The following is a 16374-nucleotide window of genomic DNA, read 5'->3' as shown; positions in this document are numbered from 1 at the left end:
AAAATAATGCATACAACAGATAAGTCAAAACCAACACAGACAGCACAAGTAACAGACACAGCTTTGCTCGAGCAAGAAATCGGCTATGTTTTTAACAATCAAGCACTCTTGCTTGAAGCACTCACGCATAAAAGCTGCAAGAAAACTCCCAACAACGAGCGTTTGGAGTTTTTGGGCGATGCTGTTTTGGATTTGGTGGTGGGGGAGTTTTTGTTCCAAAAGTTTCCAAATAGTGCAGAGGGCAATCTCTCTAAAATGCGTGCAGCTATTGTCAATGAAAAGGGTTTCATGCAGCTAGCACAGATCATTTCATTGGGTGCGTATTTGCATATTTCTTTGAGCGAAGAATCCAACAATGGCAGACTCAAGCCCTCAATTCTCTCTAATGCTTTTGAAGCACTCATTGGGGCAGTGTATTTAGAGGGGGGGCTAGAAAAGGTGCGTGTGATTGTTTGTGGGCTTTTGGAAAAGGCTTACCCGAATATGGATTTTGAAAATCTTTTTGTTGATTTCAAAACAGCCCTCCAAGAGCTCACGCAAGCGAGGTTTTTTCAAGTGCCTGAATATGTCTTGGTCAATGAAAGTGGCCCAGACCATCATAAGGAATTTGAAATGATCTTGCGTATTCAGGGCAAAGAATATGCTCGCGCAAAAGGTGCGAGCAAGAAAGATGCGCAGCAAAATTGTGCCAAAATCGCTTATATGGAGCTCAAAAGGACGCAAAAATGAATACATTTGGAGAAAAACTCAGAGTAACAACTTTTGGCGAATCCCATGGCAGTGCGTTGGGGTGCGTGATTGATGGTGTGCCATCGGGATTGCAGATTGATGAGGAGCTATTGGCTACTGAAATGCAAAGGCGTCAAGGAGGGAAGAGTATCTATGCGACAGGGCGCAAAGAAGCCGATAGTGTTGAGATTTTGAGCGGGGTGTTTGAGGGGGTCAGCACAGGCGCTCCGATTGCCTTGCTAGTGAGGAATCATGATGCTAAAAGCAAGGACTATGAAAATATCAAATCGATTTTTCGCCCTGGGCACGCTGATTGGACTTATTATCAAAAATATGGCATTAGGGATTATCGCGGGGGTGGCAGAAGCTCTGCACGCGAGAGTGTCGCTAGGGTGGCTAGTGGGGCGATTGCTAAAATGATCCTCAAAGAAGCAGGGATTATCTGTCAGAGTGGTATCTATGCTATCGGGGGAGTGGAGGCAAAAACGATTGATTTCAATCACGCCAAGCATAGTGAGATTTTTGCCCTAGATCCTCTGCAAGAAGCTGCACAAAAAACCCTCATCAAGCAAGCTAAAATCGCGCATAATAGTATTGGCGGGGTGGGGCTTGTGTGTGCAAAGGGTCAAAATGGCAAGTTGATTGCTGGATTGGGAGAGCCTTTGTATTATAAACTTGATGGGGCGATTGCAGCAATGATGATGGGGCTTAATGGCGTTAAGGCTGTAGAAATTGGTGATGGGATAGAGGCTTCAAGGGTCTATGGGGATCAGAATAATGACCCTATGGATACCAATGGCTTTTTGAGTAATCACGCAGGGGGGATTTTAGGGGGTATGAGTAGTGGGGCAATGATTGCTGTTAAGGTTTATTTCAAGCCCACGCCTAGCATTTTCTTAGAGCAGCAAACAATCGATATACAGGGCAATCCTGCCTCTTGTAAGCTCAAAGGCAGGCACGATCCTTGCATTGCAGTGCGCGGGAGTGTGGTGTGTGAGAGTATGCTGGCTTTGGTTTTGGCTGATATGCTGTTGCTAGGAATGAGTGCTAGGATAGAAAATATCAAAAAAGTCTATACACAAATATAAGCCTTAAATTTAGAATTGATGGCTGTTTGCTATTTGTATTGATACTAGACCTCAAATCATTTAGACCTCAAATTATTCAGGTTTTTTGTGAGGACTTTAGTTTTGTGATCTTATCGTTTAGGTTTTGTGATTTTTTTGTTTTTATCGTTTAGGTTTTGTGATCGGATGTTTGCTGAAACATAAAAAGTGATTGGATCAAGCAAGCTAAGGCGTCTAAGGATTTTATTATCTTATTTGAAGTATATTAAAGCTTTTTATTTGTTGGGTTTGGTTGGAATTCTTAGCAAAGGCTGTTTGTATGAAACATTTTTTAACATTGAGAGATCTGAGTCAATATGAGATTATAGAGATTTTGGATTTGGCGATTGCTATCAAGAAACACTTCCTCCAAAATCTCTCTACTGCGTTGATGAAAGATAAGATTTTGGCGATGATTTTTGAAAAAAACTCCACACGCACAAGAGTGAGCTTTGAAGCAGGGATCTATCAACTTGGTGGTATGGGAATGTTTCTCTCTAGCAAGGATATCCAGCTAGGCAGAGGAGAGCCCATCAAAGACACAGCCAGAGCAATTGGCTCGATGGTGGATATGATCATGCTACGCACTTATGCGCAAGAGCGCCTTGAGGAGTTCGCCCATTACTCTCCTGTGCCTATTATCAATGGCTTGAGTGATTTGTTCCACCCTACGCAGCTTTTGAGCGATTATCTTACGATGATTGAGTGTGGTATCTATATCCCCAATCCCTATCTGAAAGCCCCTTGTGTGCATATCGCTAATCCAAAAGTCGCTTATATCGGTGATGGGAATAATATGGCAAATTCATGGCTGATGTTGGCTTCTAAGATGGGCTTTGAACTCTCTATCGCCTCTCCTGAGGGCTATATGCCCGATGCAACAATCACAGCACAAGCCTTGGAGTTTGCTGCAGAAAGTGGGGCAAAAATTTCTCTGCTCCACTCCCCCAAAGAAGCTGTCCTTGGGGCAAATGTCATCACAACAGATACTTGGGCGAGTATGGGGCAAGAAGATGAAAAAGAAAAACGACAAAAAATATTCAAAGAATATTGCGTCGATGAAGCATTGATGGGTCTTGCTGATAAAAATGCAATATTTTTGCATTGTTTCCCTGCTTATAGGGGGCAAGAAGTCAGCGAAGCTGTCTTAGAGGGGCCACAAAGTAAGGTTTTCAAAGAAGCACAAAACCGACTACATGCACAAAAGGGGATTATGGCGTGGCTACACAGAAACAGAGATTAAAATATTTGGCTTCTTCACAAAAGCCCGAAACGCTTTATGCGAGTTTAGAAACAGGAGCTAATCAAGCTAAGGCCAGCAGGATTGATGCAGATAAAATCCTCTTAGAGCTCCAATCAGGGGAGTTCAATACTCAAGAGGCGTGGTTTCTCAAAGATGAGGACAATCAAGAATATATCGTTCTCCCCCAAAACCTCCTCAATAGCATTATCCAGACAATCAAAAAGGCCTATGAAGACAAGCTAAAAGTCGAGCTTGAAAGAGATATTGCCACACAAACCCCCATTGATTTTGATGATGTGCTCGCTGTAGCATTTAAGAGATTAGAGAGCTATCGACGCAGTGATGGGAGCTTGCCACGCATTGATACGCGATCATTTGTCAAGCAGATCAAAAAAGAATATCCCAATTTGTTTTTTGATCTTGATGATTATTTCCGCAAACAAAAATCCCTTGACCAATAGATTTTAAGAGGAGCCCTCGGTGATAGATTTTAAAAAATTCGTCAAATACTCCAAATCAGGCCCTAGATACACCAGCTACCCCACAGCCATAGAGTTCCATCAAGATTTCAATGCGACCACGCTCAAGGACTCTCTAGCGCGCAATGACTCTCTTGCTCGCACCCAAAGACTCCCACTTTCTTTGTATGTGCATTTACCATTTTGCAGGAGTGCGTGCTATTTTTGTGGGTGCAATGTGATTTATACGAGCAAAGAAGACAAAAAAGATCGCTATATTGCTTATCTCAAAAAAGAACTCAAACTACTCAAAGACTCAATGGATACCCAACGCGAAGTGATACAATTCCATTTTGGCGGGGGGACACCGACATTTTTTGATGCAGCCCAGCTAGATATGGTGATGGGGCTTATCAAAGAAACTTTTCCTCATTTTGCGCCCGATGCTGAAGTGAGCTGTGAGATCGACCCTCGACATTTCCAATACGAGCAGATGGAAGTCCTCAAACGCAATGGTTTCAATCGCCTAAGCTTTGGTGTGCAAGATTTTGACCCTCAAGTCCAAACAGCGATCCATCGTATCCAGCCCTTTGAGAGCGTCCAAAAGGCTATTGGGCTTGCGCGTGAATTTGGCATACCATCTGTGAATTTTGATCTGATTTATGGATTGCCTTTCCAAGATAAGCAGACCTTTGATACAACGCTCAAAAAGGTCATGACCCTCTCTCCAGATCGATTGGCGATATTCAACTATGCACATGTGCCTTGGTTGAAAAAAACAATGCGTAAAATCGATGAAACCACGCTCCCCACTCCAGATAAAAAGCTCGCTATTTTAGAGCATACCATTGCATTTTTAGCCACGCAAGGCTATGCGATGATTGGTATGGATCATTTTGCTAAAAAGACTGATGAACTCTATCTAGCTAGTCAAAAAGGCGAGCTGCGGAGAAATTTCCAAGGCTATACGACACGAGGATTTTCCCAGACTATCGGCATTGGGCTGACAAGTATCGGGGAGGGGCGTGATTATTATACGCAAAATTACAAAGATATGCAGAGCTATGAATCAGCCCTTGATGCGGGTGTTTTGCCCGTTGAGAGAGGGGTGCGTTTGAGTGATGAGGATATATTGCGTAAAGAAGTGATTATGGGCTTGATGAATAATCTCAAGCTAGAGTTTGCCCCTATAGAAGAGCGATTTGGTATTGATTTTAAAGAATATTTTAAAACAGAGTTGGCCTCTTTGGGTGAGTATATCGAGGCTGATTTGGTGTTGGTCGATAACAAGGGGATTTATACCACTCCTACAGGGGGTATGCTGATACGCAATATTGCTATGGCTTTTGATGCTTATCTCACCAAGCTCCCCACAGACCAACACAAATTCAGTAAAACGGTCTAGCATATGCACCCCCTTGATTATAGCTCTGTCGCCCAAGACTGCGTTAAATGTGGCAAATGTATCCCTAGCTGCACGATCTATCAGGTCAATCGCGATGAAAGCACATCACCAAGGGGATTTTTAGACCTTTTGGGGGCTTATGATCGCAATGAACTTCCTTTAGATACGAACGCTAAAAATATCTTTGAATCTTGCTTTTTATGCACAACTTGCGTGCAAGTCTGCCCCAATAGCTTGCCTGTAGATGTGATGATTGAGAAAATTCGTGTAGAAATCGCGCAAAAATACGGGATTGCTTGGTATAAAAGAGCATATTTTTATCTGCTGAAAAATCGGGCTTTGATGGATTTTGTTTTTTCGTTTGTGTATTTTATCTCTCCTTGTTTATTTAAGCCCAATACAGCAAAAACAAAAAATCGCCTCCGTTTTCGCCTCCCAAAAATGGGTAAGAGGACGATTTTTCCTTTTGTGTCTAAGAGTTTTTTGCAATCTTTTCAAGGCGAGATACCTCCCTCAAACCCTTCCCTAGAACCCTCTAAAATCTCTACCAATCAGTCAAACAAAGCCCTCAAGCACAACAGAGTGGGTATTTTCATCGGTTGTTTGAGTAATTATAACTACATAGGCGTGGGGGAGAGTTTGTTGTTTATCCTTGATCGTTTAGGTATCACAGCCCTTGTCCCCAAACAAGAGTGTTGTGGCGCTCCTGCTTATTTCACAGGGGATATTAAAACCGTTTTGCATTTGATCAAAAAAAATATCGCATATTTTGAGAGCTTTATCGATAGAGTGGATGCGATTTTAATCCCTGAAGCGACTTGTGCAGCGATGTTGATCGAAGATTGGAAGCACGCACTCCTCCAAGATGACAATCCCACTCCTTGGCTAGAGCGCCTCAAAGCCCTCACGCCCAAAATGGCAATGGCAAGCTATTGGCTTGAGAAGCACACCCCACTCAATGCCTTGCTAGCCCAAGCCCCTAAATCCTCGCTCCTTGCTAGTAAAATCACTTATCACGACCCTTGCCACGCCAAAAAAGTGCTGCATATCCACAAAGAGCCCCGCACCCTCTTGCAAAACAACTATACTTTAGTGGAGATGAGCGATCCGAGTCGTTGCTGTGGTTTTGGGGGCGTGAGTATGCAGAGTGATAAATACGACCTCGTGCTCCAAGCAGGGCGCCCAAAGGCTGCAATGATAGCTGCGAGTGGGGCAGAGATTGTGAGCGCTGAATGCAGTGCGTGCCACATGCAGATTGATAATGCGATGGATCAAGCTGGTGTCAAAGCAGAGTTTGCCCACCCCCTTGAATTAGTCGCTAAGGCTTTAGGCAGAGTTTAGGAGGGCGTTTGGCTCACCATAGAAAGGGTTGGATTTGTGCTTTTGTCAGACCAAAGATACTTTGATAATAATTGAGTAAAACTCCATTGATGTCAATATCTTTGAACGCTTCAGGATAAGCCTTTGTGGCGATAAATAGCGATATGAGTGGGGTTCTAGGCCCGCCAATATCGATAGGAGGGAGCTTATAGACTTGCCTGTTTTTGATAGCTGTGATTGTGGAGAATTGTGGATTTTCTAGCAAATCTTTAGGGGTATAAGGGCTCAGCCACCAGATAAAGATGATTTCAGGATTTGCAGAGATGATTCTTTCTAAGCTGACTTCACTCCGTCCGTGATCTACAAGCTTCAATCCCAGATTATCCACATCTGCTAGAGCCATAATATCAGAATCTAGGCTTTCTTTGCCACTGACTTGGTTGGGCTTATGGAAGATTTCAATCACTCGTTTTTTAGAGGAGATATGTTTTGTTCTGTCTGCAATCAATGTCAAAATTTCTTCCATTTTAGCGATTTTGGGCGCTGCTTGGGCTTGCTTTTGAAAGACTTGTGCTTGCAAGCTAATATCTTTGATGACCCCCCGCACACTTCTGTCTTGGAAAGATAAAAATTTGATACCAAATTTTTTGGCAAATTCGATACTTTGGGGGTTGCCTACATAGGTGATGATGAGGTCAGGGGAGAGCTTTTTGAGGGCTTCGATATTCAAGGCTGCATAATGGTCATCACTCAATTTTTGTATTTGGGAGAGATTTGTCGCTGTCGCTTTGACAATATCGCTCTTGAATCCATAATCTGCCATTCCTACGACCTTATCCCAGATCCCTAGCATTGCAGGCACTTCTGCATAGCTCCCCAGATAGATCACCCGATTGATGGGCTTTGTGAAAGTCTGTGGGCCAAAATAATCCTTGATGGTTATGGGCAAGGAATCATTGGCTGCTGCGGCGTTGCTTTGTGTTGTTTGTGCCCATAAAAGGCTAGAAAATACCAAAAATCCTATAAAAAATACTTTTCTCATTATCAATCCTTTCTGACCCTTCAAGAGTCTTACAACCTATGATAAAATAATAACAAAATTTTAAGGGAAACAAATGGAGGATCGATTCACGCGCACGAGATTTTTGTTTGGTGAGGATTTTGAGCGCTTTAGGGACAAAAAGGTCATTATTTTTGGCGTAGGAGGTGTGGGGGGCTTTGCACTTGATTGTCTTTATCGTGTGGGGATTGGGCATATTAGTATCGTTGATAAAGATACTTTTGATATCACCAACCAAAATAGGCAAATAGGTTCTGAGCATATTGGCGAGAGCAAAGTAAAAGCCCTAGCACGCATATATCCGGGCATAGAGCCTATTGATGTGCGTGTTGATGGGGAATTTTTAGAGAATTTTATGTATCAAAAATATGATTATATCATTGATGCCATTGATGATATTCCTGCTAAAGTCGCCTTAGCCAAGCTGTGTGCATCGATACCTTATGGGCGTTATATCAGCTCTACAGGCAGTGCTAAAAAGCTCAATCCTTTAGAAATCAAGGTGGATTCTATTTGGAAAAGTTATGGGGATAAATTCGCTAGAAAATTCAGAGAATTGCTAAAAAAAGAGGGCTTTTGTGGTGATTTTAAGGTAATATTTAGTCCCGAAAACCCCAAATGCAAACCATTAGGGAGCTTCAGTGCTGTTACAGGGAGCTTTGGATTGCAGATGGGATCTGAGGTGATTTGTGATATTTTGAAGAGGAGAACGCAATGTTAGATCCCTATGTTTACAAAATGTATGGAGATGATGAAGAAGATGTGGATTATACAGAAGAGCCTGATTTTGATGAGGGGTCAGATGAAGACTTAGATAGTGATGGGGGGAGTGGTTTTTATAGTGGCTATGATGATGATGATTATCAAAGCTCTGATGATGAATATGAGGGTGATTGAATTGAGAAAACATATCAAAGTCGCTGCAATCCAGCATAGTTTCAAACATACCCACGCACAGACTATCGCCCATACACGCACGATGATTGCTCAAGCCAAAGAGCAAGGCGCACAACTGATCGCACTCCAAGAACTGCATACGCGGGAGTATTTTTGTCAGACTGAAGATGTGGGTTGTTTTGATTATGGCGATACTTATGGAAGCGACCAGGCATTTTTTGCACAAATTGCTAAAGAATTTGAAGTTGTTTTGGTGAGTTCGTTGTTTGAAAAACGTGCAACAGGGCTTTATCACAACACTGCTGTTGTCTTTGAAAAAGATGGCTCTATCGCAGGCAAATATCGCAAGATGCATATCCCTGATGATCCAGGGTTTTATGAGAAATTTTATTTCACACCCGGTGATTTGGGCTTTGAGCCCATTGCTACAAGCATAGGCAAGCTAGGTGTGCTGATATGCTGGGATCAGTGGTATCCCGAGGCCGCTAGGATTATGGCGCTTAAAGGTGCTGATATGCTTATTTATCCCACTGCTATTGGCTTTTCTCAAGAAGATCCATCGCTTGAACAAGCCCGCCAAAGAGAGGCTTGGATCGCTATCCAAAGAGGCCATAGTATCGCAAATTCCCTCCCTGTAATCACCATCAATCGCACAGGCTTTGAGTGCTCTCCTGCCACTGCTTTGGGGATTGAGTTTTGGGGTTCTAGTTTTATCTTTGGCCCACAAGGAGAGCTTTTAGCCCAAGCAAGCACACAAGCAGATGAGATACTCCTAGCTGATCTTGATCTCCAAAGATCTGAAGAACTCCGACGCATATGGCCTTTTTTGCGGGATAGGCGCATTGATGCTTATGGAGATATTTTGAAGAGATTTTGCGATTAATGGGGCAAGAGTGGGGCAAATCAGTGGTAAGAGTGTCTTAGCTATGGAGAGAAATGCGTGATGGGCGTGAGTTTGGTTGTATTCAATCCTGTTGTGATTGCTGTGTTTGTGATGTGCTTGTTGTGCTTGCTCCGTTTCAATGTCTTACTTTCTATCATCGCAGCCTCTTTGGTCGCTGGGCTTGTTTCAGGACTTGGAGTGATGGAAACGATGTCAGTGATGATTGCAGGCATGAGGGGCAATTTAGAAACTGCCTTGAGTTATATACTTTTAGGGGCTTTGGCTGTGGCGATTTCACGGGGGAATCTGACTAAAATCTTGATTTTTAAAATGGCTAAGCTCATCGATGGCAGAGCAATTTTTCTGTGCTTTTTTATCGCTTTTATCGCTTGTTTTTCTCAAAACCTTATCCCTGTGCATATTGCTTTTATACCGATTTTAATCCCACCACTCCTAGGTCTTTTGAATCGTTTGAAAATCGATCGTCGCGCGATTGCTTGTGCTTTGACTTTTGGTTTAGAAGCCCCTTATGTGTGTATCCCTGTGGGATTTGGTCTGATATTCCATACGATCTTGCGTGATCAAATGATCCAAAATGGCATTATGGTTAATCTTTCAGATATTGCTTCGGTGATGTGGATTGGGGGCGTGAGTATGTTTGTTGGGCTTGTGATTGCGATTTTGATACTTTATGCTAAGCCCAGAGTCTATCGGGATACAATACTAGCTAGCCAAGAGCATAAGCTAGAAAATCTTAAGTTGGGTGTGAGTGATTATTTTATGCTTTTGGGTGCTTTTTGTGCCTTTGGTGTGCAGATTATCACAGGCTCGCTCCCTCTTGGGGCTTTTGTGGGGCTTGTTGTGATGTTAGCAGGCAAGGTCATCAAATGGGGTGAAATGGATATGGTGATTGATGAGGGCATGAAAATGATGGCTTTCATTGCCTTTGTCATGCTCATTGCTGCTGGGTTTGGTGAAGTGCTCAAAGAATCAGGGGCGATCCAAGAGCTAGTAGAAATCACAGCTGCCTCAGTGGGGGGCAAGCTTGGTGGGGCGATCTTGATGTTAGTCATCGGTCTTCTCATCACGCTTGGTATCGGCACTTCATTTGGGACTATCCCTGTGATTGCGGCCTTTTATTGCCCCTTGTGTGTGGCATTGGGCTTTGATAAGAGTGCGACAATTTTATTGCTCGGTATTGCAGGCGCACTCGGTGATGCGGGCTCACCGGCATCTTCGAGCACGATGGGACCTACTGCAGGGCTCAATGCCGATGGACAGCATAACCATATCTGGGATACTTGTGTCCCTACTTTTATTGCTTATAATATCCCTTTGTTTGTCTTTGGTGTTGTGGGTGCAATGCTTTTGGGCTGAGGGTATGGGCTTATTTAGCCAAAATAGTGTATGATACTAAAAACACTCAAAAGATTGATTGCAATGCTCCAAACCCCATCACAAGCCCCCATACCCAATCAACACATGCCCCATACTGATATGCCCCCTTTAGCCCAGAAACTCAAAAAAATCTTTACAATCGCGCTCCCCTCAGGGGCTAATTCCTTTTTGGATATTTTTGTTATTGCTATTTCTATGTTTTTTATGGGTAAGCTCTCTGATGCCCATATCGTAGCAGTTGGCGTGTCTTTAAATTTTTTTATGCTTTTTTATACCTTTAATGCTATCCTTTATATCGGCACCAACGCCCAAATCTCGCGATTTTTTGGTGCAAAGGACAGGGACAATGCTATTCTTGTGTTTTCGACTCTTACCTGCGGTGCTTTCCTTGCTTGTATCCCCATATTGGGGCTAGGGTTTTATAGTTATCGTTATTTTTTGGATTGGATCACGCTCAGTGCTAATGCTAGAGAGCTTGCTGATACTTATCTGCAAATCATGATTTATTCTCTCCCTGCGATGTTTTTAAAAAATATTGTCATCTCAGCCCTCGCAGCTATTGGCGATACACTCACGCCTTTCATGATACGCATTTTTACCACAAGTTTTTGTGTCCTCTTGAACTACATACTGATTTTTGGCGCTTTTGGTTTCCCGAGGCTTGAGATTATCGGTGCAGCTTATGCTAATGTTGGGATTGCTTATTTGGAGCTTGCGATTTTGCTTGCTTTGATGTTTTTGCCTAAGGCATATTTGCATTTTGAATTGCGATTTTGCTACCGATTTTTTGCTAATGCCCTAAGGATTGGTATCCCAGCAGGGCTTGAGCGGCTTTTGACTTTATTTTCCCTAGTTCTTACGACCAAATTCCTCTCTGAATATGGCGATAGTGTCCTAGCAGGTGCGCAGATTGGCAGTCGCATTGAGGCATTTTCGTTCATGCCTGGCTTTGGGTTTATGGTCGCAGCAATGGCTTTGATGGGGCAGTCTTTGGGGGCAAATCGTATCGATTTAGCCAGTGATTTTATTGCCACTATTCTCAAAATCGCTTCAATCTTGATGGGTGTTTTGGGTATTTTGATGGCGATTTTTGCACACGATTTTTCTTCTATTTTCACCACAGAGTCAGAGGTCTTGCATATTTCTAGGCTCTATCTTTTGGCCGTGGGGTTTTCTCAAGTCCCTTTGATTGTGATTTTTGTGCTTGATGGCGCACTCAGAGGAGCAGGTATCACTAAAATTTCTTTATGGATCAACGCAGGGAGTATCTGGACTTTTCGTATCTTGCCTATGTGGCTGCTGATACATTTTGGGTTTGGTGTGGCGTGGATTTTTCTGATGATTTTTTTAGAAACTTATATCCGTGCAGGGATTTTTTGGCTGGTGTTCCAAAGGGGTGCTTGGAAGCAGCCTAGAAGACTAGTTTGATGGGCTTTGTTTGGAGTTATTTGCTATCAAACTCTTGATGTCTTGCTTGATTGTCGGATTTTGCCCCTTGGGTGCATTGTTTGGGTAGGATTTTTTCGTGCAGCACGCTTTTTATCATCACTTGATGGATAGATGTGGGAATGATCTGATTGTGGCTATCGATAAATACGCGATACACATACCCATCGATACAGCTATCTATATACGCAGGGAAAGTGGGGGATTTGGGCGTTTGTGTGGTTTTGCTCGCTCCATTGACTTGCAGTGCTAGGGTCAGTGCGCCCATAGCTCCAAATAAGATTTTTTTCATACAAAAGCCTTTAGCTAGGATTTAAAATTTGCATTTTCTCTAAAATTTTTAAACCAATCCATTTGAACCAAACGCAAACGCTCTATTTTAAACTCAAGGGGGGCATACTAGCGATTGAAAAAATCTATCAAAAAGCAGAGGTCAAAGATAGATAAAAGATAGAAAAACAAAAGTGGTGCGCCCGGCAGGATTCGAACCTGCGACCTACGGCTTAGAAGGCTGTTGCTCTATCCAACTGAGCTACGAGCGCAATATCACTAAAAGGGGTGGTACGCCCGAAGGGAGTCGAACCCCTAACCCCCAGATCCGAAGTCTGGTGCTCTATCCAATTGAGCTACGAACGCAAAAAATGTATGGAATAAAAAGTAAATATGGGGTGGGAGATGGGGCTCGAACCCACGACCCTCAGAGCCACAACCTGATGCTCTAACCAACTGAGCTACACCCACCATAAGAATCAAGCCAAAATGGTCGGGGCGAAAGGATTCGAACCTTCGACCCCTTGGTCCCAAACCAAGTGCGCTAACCAGACTGCGCTACGCCCCGACAAATTTGCAAGGCATTATTATACTCAAAGTGCGTTGTTTTTGTCAAGACACGCATAAACCTCTCAAAGCCTAAGTAAAACGGGCTTGCTAGATTGCTTGAAGTCTGATATTTCAAGCAAGCCAGAGCATTACATATTTTGTCGCCCAAAAGCCCAGTAAAGAAAAAATATAAGCCACAGCTGTGGTGAATACAAAGAGATACAAGACAAATCTCGCACCCCCTGCTTCCCTGCCAAAGGTGATTGTAGCAGCAAAACAAGGGATATAAAACATAATAAAAATAATGAAGGCAATCGCTGAGGGGATACCAATATTTTTGTGTAATACATCTCTAAAGCTCTCAGAACTCTCATCTTGAGTATCGCCTAAGGCATAGAGGACGCCCAGAGTGGATACGACCACTTCTTTAGCTGCAAAACCTGTGACTAATGAGATGGATAAGCGCCAGTCAAAATTCATCGGTGAAAAAATCGGCTGTAAAAATATCCCTATGCGCCCTGCATAGCTTTGCTGCATTAAAAGCTCTTCGAGTTCATTTTCAAGCTCAAGGATATTTTCATCTTTTTGGTCTTTAGGGAGGGGGGTGGCTTTGAGCGCTGTGATTTTGTCTTGATATTGGGCTTCTAAGCTATGATTTTTAGGGTATTGGGAGGCAAACCACACGACCATAGAGCCCACTAAGATAAAAGTCCCTGCTTTTTTGAGATACATCAAAGATTTAGTATAGATACTAAACCAGACAATACGCCAGCTAGGGAGTCGGTATTTTGGCATTTCCATCACAAAAGGTTCATTTTTGCCCTTGAAAACACTGAGCTTGAGGAGCTTAGCCATCAAAAGTGCGACCAAAGCCCCAAGCATATAGATAGCAAAAAGCACGATCCCTGCGTATTTGTCAGGAAAAAATGCCCCAATAAAAAGCACATAAATTGGCAGCCTTGCGCTACAGCTCATGAAACCAATGATGAATAAAGTGATCAGACGTTCGTTTTTATTCTGCAAGGTGCGTGTGGCCATATAAGCAGGCACACTACAGCCAAAGCCCGTAACAAGTGGGATAAAACTCTTGCCGTGCAAGCCAAATTTATGGAAAATCCCATCAAGCAAAAACGCTACACGTGACATATAGCCTGTGGCTTCTAGGAGCGAGATACCAAAATACAAAATCACAATCAAAGGCAAAAATGAAATCACAGCCCCCACTCCTCCGATGACCCCATCACCTATCAAAGAGGCAAAATCTGCGTTGGGTATGCTTAGCTTGACCCACGCACCCAGCCACTCAATCCCATCTTCAGCATAAGTCTGCAGTGTCCCGCCGATGATAAAGCTCAGATAAAAAATAATAAACATAAACAGCAAAAAAATTGGCAGACCAAAGAATTTATCGAGCAAAATATTATCGATTTTTTGCGAGTAGAGTTGGGATTTTTTGGGTAAAGATAAGACTTCGTGGGTAGCTCCTTTGCTAAAAGCGAGGGCATCAGAGGCAAAAATATTTTGCGTGTTTTGCTCTCCAGAGGCTTTATAAAGCTCATTGATAGCAGTGCGTATGACAGGAGAAAGCTCAGGGTAGCAAGCCTTGTCGTGGAGATAGGTATATACAGAGGTTTGCTGGGAGAGGAGCATGATGGCTACTTGCCTGAGCGAGAGGGGTTCTTTGCTTTGAGAGTGCGTGAGGAAGTTTGTGACTTCAGGGTATGCTTTTTGTGTCAAAAACTGCTCTAGTGCTTGGATTTGTGTTTCGATAAAATCTGCATAGATTCTCTTAGGGGGGGAGAATTTGTTTTGATAGATTTTGATGATGGTTTGGAGCAAGAGTTCGATGTTTAAGTGTTTGTTTGCTGAAGTGGGGATACACACCACACCGAGTATTTCTGAAAGGAGCTTTGCATCGATGTTGATATGTTCTTTTTGGGCTTCGTCCCACATATTGAGCGCGACTAAGGTTTTTTTGTTGAGCTCTAGGACTTGTGCGCTCAAGGCGAGATTGCGTTCAAGATTTGTCGCATCAAGGACATTTAAGATGATGTCATAAGATCCATTTTCTAAAAAATCTTTGGTGACTTTTTCTTCGATGGTGAAATTGTTGAGTGAATAGGTGCCAGGTAAGTCGATAATCGTGATTTTAAAGCCATCATAATACAACGAGGCTTCGGCTTTTTCAACGGTTACGCCTGTGAAATTTCCCACTTTGAGATGTGCCCCAGAGATGCTATTTATCAAGGAGCTTTTTCCTACATTAGGCTGTCCAACGAGTGCTACGGTAATTGTTTGCATTTGTTTATCTTAAATGTTGGGTTTATTGGATAAAGATTATAACTAACTAAGATTAATTATTATTATAAGGTTTTAAAAAGACAATCTGATACCGCCATTGATTTGTGTGGTGGTGGGGATATTGTCGGTGCTTTTGTGTGTGTTGAGGAGATTGAATACACCAAAGACATTGTGCGTGAAGCCAATTTCTGTAGAAAAATTGACTTCATTTTGTCGTGAGGCGATGTTATAAGAAGTGCTGCCATAAGTGAGGGAAAATTTGAATCGTTCGACATTTGCACTGATGGTTGCATAGATGAGGTTGCCATTTCTCTGGGTTTTAATAGCCTTACCTCCCCAGACAAAAAACGGATCAATGTTATCGCCCATAATGTCTAAATTTCCCCACCCAGAAGCTTTGCTTGTGTGGATATAGCCTGCAGCGAGTTCAAAAAATTTCATTCCAAAAAATACCTTTGCATCGAGTGCTGCTCCATTATGCAAAAAGCCGCTATAACGCTCTGCTCCCTCGATACTATAGGCATAGCCGACATCTCCACCGATAAAAAACTTTGAAATATCAAAACGTCCATAGACCCTAGCCCCAAGTGCTGTAAATACCTTAGGTGTGAAAAAAGTGTAGGCTTTGATGGTGAGTGTGGGGGTGATGTAATATTTGAGTGCGAGGTTTAAAAGTCCAAAATCTGAGTGGGGGTTGATTTTTTCAAATCCAGTCATTTGATAATAGGCTATGCGTCCGTAGTCATTGACCCAAAAGCCCTCAAGCATTAAGTTTTCAATCGATCGGTTGCGTATCCAGACACCATCGCTCATTGTATTGATCCATTCATTGGGGATCACAAATCGCCCTGCTTTGATGTTGGTATCTCCATCAAAATATTCAAAAAATGATTCAGCGAGCGCGGCTTGATTGTGGTTGAAAAAATCCTTAGCCCCATCGCCTTTGCCTATGTCCCTGATACCAGCTTGCACGGGTAAAATCAGATTTTTATGTGCGTTCCAAAAAGGCATAGCTGCCCTAAAGCCAATAGCAGCGCGGATATTTTTATAAAAACCAGAAGTATAGCCCAGCCCCACGCTCCCTAAAAGATAGCTTGTGTTCCCTATGTAGCTATAGGTAGCGAGATTTTTCCCTACACTCATCGCACTGCCTTGGTGCAGACCTTGATAATCCCCATAAAAAATCACATCGCCCTTAGAAACTCCATTTTTCAAGGCTTCATCGATACTATCATAGCCATAAAGCCCTCCAAGAGAAACTATGAGCCAAAGGGTGGTTTTCAAAAATATTTTTTGAGTTGCTTGCATT

General features: G+C 42.8%; 15 protein-coding genes and 4 tRNA genes. 11 read left to right on the top strand and 8 right to left on the bottom strand.

The genetic code is table 11. From position 1 onward, the window contains the following. Window positions 1–6 precede the first annotated feature (6 nt). The 6 genes from rnc to BKH46_RS03495 all read left to right on the top strand — a co-directional run bounded on the left by rnc (window position 7) and on the right by BKH46_RS03495 (window position 6282). Window positions 7–729 carry a ribonuclease III gene (rnc, locus tag BKH46_RS03520; protein ID WP_095225541.1) on the top strand — a complete coding sequence of 241 codons (723 nt, stop codon included), beginning with the start codon at window positions 7–9 and terminating at the stop codon, window positions 727–729. Continuing rightward, complete coding sequence (gene aroC, locus BKH46_RS03515) at window positions 726–1817, top strand: chorismate synthase (protein ID WP_095225451.1); 1092 nt, start codon at window positions 726–728, stop codon at window positions 1815–1817. Before rnc ends, aroC begins: the two co-directional genes overlap by 4 nt. Before the next feature lie 298 nt (window positions 1818–2115). Further along, window positions 2116–3078: an ornithine carbamoyltransferase gene (gene argF, locus BKH46_RS03510; protein WP_095225450.1), complete on the top strand. Its 963-nt coding sequence runs from the start codon at window positions 2116–2118 to the stop codon at window positions 3076–3078. Beyond that, a complete protein-coding gene (locus BKH46_RS03505; RefSeq protein WP_253248289.1) occupies window positions 3054–3539 on the top strand; it encodes a DUF2603 domain-containing protein in 486 nt (161 codons plus the stop codon). The genes argF and BKH46_RS03505 overlap by 25 nt, the downstream gene beginning before the upstream one ends. 19 nt (window positions 3540–3558) lie before the next feature. Further along, complete coding sequence (gene hemN / locus BKH46_RS03500; RefSeq protein ID WP_095225449.1) at window positions 3559–4941, top strand: oxygen-independent coproporphyrinogen III oxidase; 1383 nt, start codon at window positions 3559–3561, stop codon at window positions 4939–4941. Between the two features lie 3 nt (window positions 4942–4944). Beyond that, the gene (locus BKH46_RS03495) at window positions 4945–6282 is read left to right on the top strand and encodes a (Fe-S)-binding protein (protein ID WP_095225448.1); all 1338 of its coding nucleotides are present in this window, start codon (window positions 4945–4947) and stop codon (window positions 6280–6282) included. A gap of 13 nt (window positions 6283–6295) precedes the next feature. Here BKH46_RS03495 and BKH46_RS03490 read toward each other — a convergent pair whose 3' ends face one another. After that, on the bottom strand, window positions 6296–7303 hold the full coding sequence (locus BKH46_RS03490; protein ID WP_095225447.1) for an ABC transporter substrate-binding protein: 1008 nt from the start codon (window positions 7301–7303) through the stop codon (window positions 6296–6298). Window positions 7304–7376: 73 nt separating this feature from the next. On the opposite strand from BKH46_RS03490, the gene BKH46_RS03485 reads away from it, so the two are divergent. Genes BKH46_RS03485 through BKH46_RS03465 form a run of 5 tightly spaced genes read left to right on the top strand, consistent with a single transcriptional unit; the run spans window position 7377 to window position 11927 of the window. Continuing rightward, window positions 7377–8042, top strand: a complete 666-nt coding sequence (locus BKH46_RS03485; RefSeq protein ID WP_095225446.1) for a ThiF family adenylyltransferase — start codon at window positions 7377–7379, stop codon at window positions 8040–8042. Next, window positions 8036–8218 (top strand): hypothetical protein, encoded by a 183-nt coding sequence (locus BKH46_RS03480; protein WP_095225445.1) that lies wholly within the window; start codon window positions 8036–8038, stop codon window positions 8216–8218. The genes BKH46_RS03485 and BKH46_RS03480 overlap by 7 nt, the downstream gene beginning before the upstream one ends. Before the next feature lie 13 nt (window positions 8219–8231). Then, window positions 8232–9101 carry a carbon-nitrogen hydrolase gene (locus BKH46_RS03475; RefSeq protein WP_095225539.1) on the top strand — a complete coding sequence of 290 codons (870 nt, stop codon included), beginning with the start codon at window positions 8232–8234 and terminating at the stop codon, window positions 9099–9101. Between the two features lie 60 nt (window positions 9102–9161). Continuing rightward, window positions 9162–10478 carry a Na+/H+ antiporter NhaC family protein gene (locus BKH46_RS03470; RefSeq protein WP_095225444.1) on the top strand — a complete coding sequence of 439 codons (1317 nt, stop codon included), beginning with the start codon at window positions 9162–9164 and terminating at the stop codon, window positions 10476–10478. A 30-nt stretch (window positions 10479–10508) separates the two neighbouring features. Beyond that, window positions 10509–11927, top strand: a complete 1419-nt coding sequence (locus BKH46_RS03465; protein WP_253248288.1) for an MATE family efflux transporter — start codon at window positions 10509–10511, stop codon at window positions 11925–11927. A 16-nt stretch (window positions 11928–11943) separates the two neighbouring features. On the opposite strand, the gene BKH46_RS03460 is transcribed toward BKH46_RS03465, so the two are convergent. From BKH46_RS03460 to BKH46_RS03430, 7 genes are all read right to left on the bottom strand, one after another. Beyond that, window positions 11944–12237 (bottom strand): hypothetical protein, encoded by a 294-nt coding sequence (locus tag BKH46_RS03460; RefSeq protein ID WP_095225443.1) that lies wholly within the window; start codon window positions 12235–12237, stop codon window positions 11944–11946. A gap of 173 nt (window positions 12238–12410) precedes the next feature. Continuing rightward, a tRNA-Arg gene (locus BKH46_RS03455) sits at window positions 12411–12487 on the bottom strand. A gap of 17 nt (window positions 12488–12504) precedes the next feature. After that, window positions 12505–12581, bottom strand: a tRNA-Arg gene (locus BKH46_RS03450). 28 nt (window positions 12582–12609) lie between these two features. Next, window positions 12610–12686: transfer RNA gene (locus BKH46_RS03445), tRNA-His, on the bottom strand. A 19-nt stretch (window positions 12687–12705) separates the two neighbouring features. Further along, window positions 12706–12783: transfer RNA gene (locus BKH46_RS03440), tRNA-Pro, on the bottom strand. A 113-nt stretch (window positions 12784–12896) separates the two neighbouring features. Further along, a complete protein-coding gene (feoB, locus tag BKH46_RS03435) occupies window positions 12897–15065 on the bottom strand; it encodes a ferrous iron transport protein B (protein WP_095225442.1) in 2169 nt (722 codons plus the stop codon). A gap of 72 nt (window positions 15066–15137) precedes the next feature. Next, window positions 15138–16373 carry an Opr family porin gene (locus BKH46_RS03430; RefSeq protein WP_095225441.1) on the bottom strand — a complete coding sequence of 412 codons (1236 nt, stop codon included), beginning with the start codon at window positions 16371–16373 and terminating at the stop codon, window positions 15138–15140. Between the last annotated feature and the right edge of the window lies 1 nt (window position 16374).

Origin of the sequence: Helicobacter sp. 12S02634-8 (assembly GCF_002272865.1) — a bacterium.
Taxonomy (GTDB): Bacteria; Campylobacterota; Campylobacteria; order Campylobacterales; family Helicobacteraceae; genus Helicobacter_J.
This window is presented reverse-complemented; position numbering and strand designations above follow the sequence as displayed.

Excerpts from the sequence above, each read along its gene's own strand:
- rnc (WP_095225541.1), top strand. The coding sequence starts at position 7 with ATGCATACAACAGATAAGTCAAAACCAACACAGACAGCACAAGTAACA.
- aroC (WP_095225451.1), top strand. The coding sequence starts at position 726 with ATGAATACATTTGGAGAAAAACTCAGAGTAACAACTTTTGGCGAATCC.
- argF (WP_095225450.1), top strand. The coding sequence starts at position 2,116 with ATGAAACATTTTTTAACATTGAGAGATCTGAGTCAATATGAGATTATA.
- BKH46_RS03495 (WP_095225448.1), top strand. The coding sequence starts at position 4,945 with ATGCACCCCCTTGATTATAGCTCTGTCGCCCAAGACTGCGTTAAATGT.
- BKH46_RS03490 (WP_095225447.1), bottom strand. The coding sequence starts at position 7,303 with ATGAGAAAAGTATTTTTTATAGGATTTTTGGTATTTTCTAGCCTTTTA.
- BKH46_RS03485 (WP_095225446.1), top strand. The coding sequence starts at position 7,377 with ATGGAGGATCGATTCACGCGCACGAGATTTTTGTTTGGTGAGGATTTT.
- BKH46_RS03480 (WP_095225445.1), top strand. The coding sequence starts at position 8,036 with ATGTTAGATCCCTATGTTTACAAAATGTATGGAGATGATGAAGAAGAT.
- BKH46_RS03470 (WP_095225444.1), top strand. The coding sequence starts at position 9,162 with ATGGGCGTGAGTTTGGTTGTATTCAATCCTGTTGTGATTGCTGTGTTT.
- BKH46_RS03465 (WP_253248288.1), top strand. The coding sequence starts at position 10,509 with ATGATACTAAAAACACTCAAAAGATTGATTGCAATGCTCCAAACCCCA.
- BKH46_RS03460 (WP_095225443.1), bottom strand. The coding sequence starts at position 12,237 with ATGAAAAAAATCTTATTTGGAGCTATGGGCGCACTGACCCTAGCACTG.
- feoB (WP_095225442.1), bottom strand. The coding sequence starts at position 15,065 with ATGCAAACAATTACCGTAGCACTCGTTGGACAGCCTAATGTAGGAAAA.
- BKH46_RS03430 (WP_095225441.1), bottom strand. The coding sequence starts at position 16,373 with ATGCAAGCAACTCAAAAAATATTTTTGAAAACCACCCTTTGGCTCATA.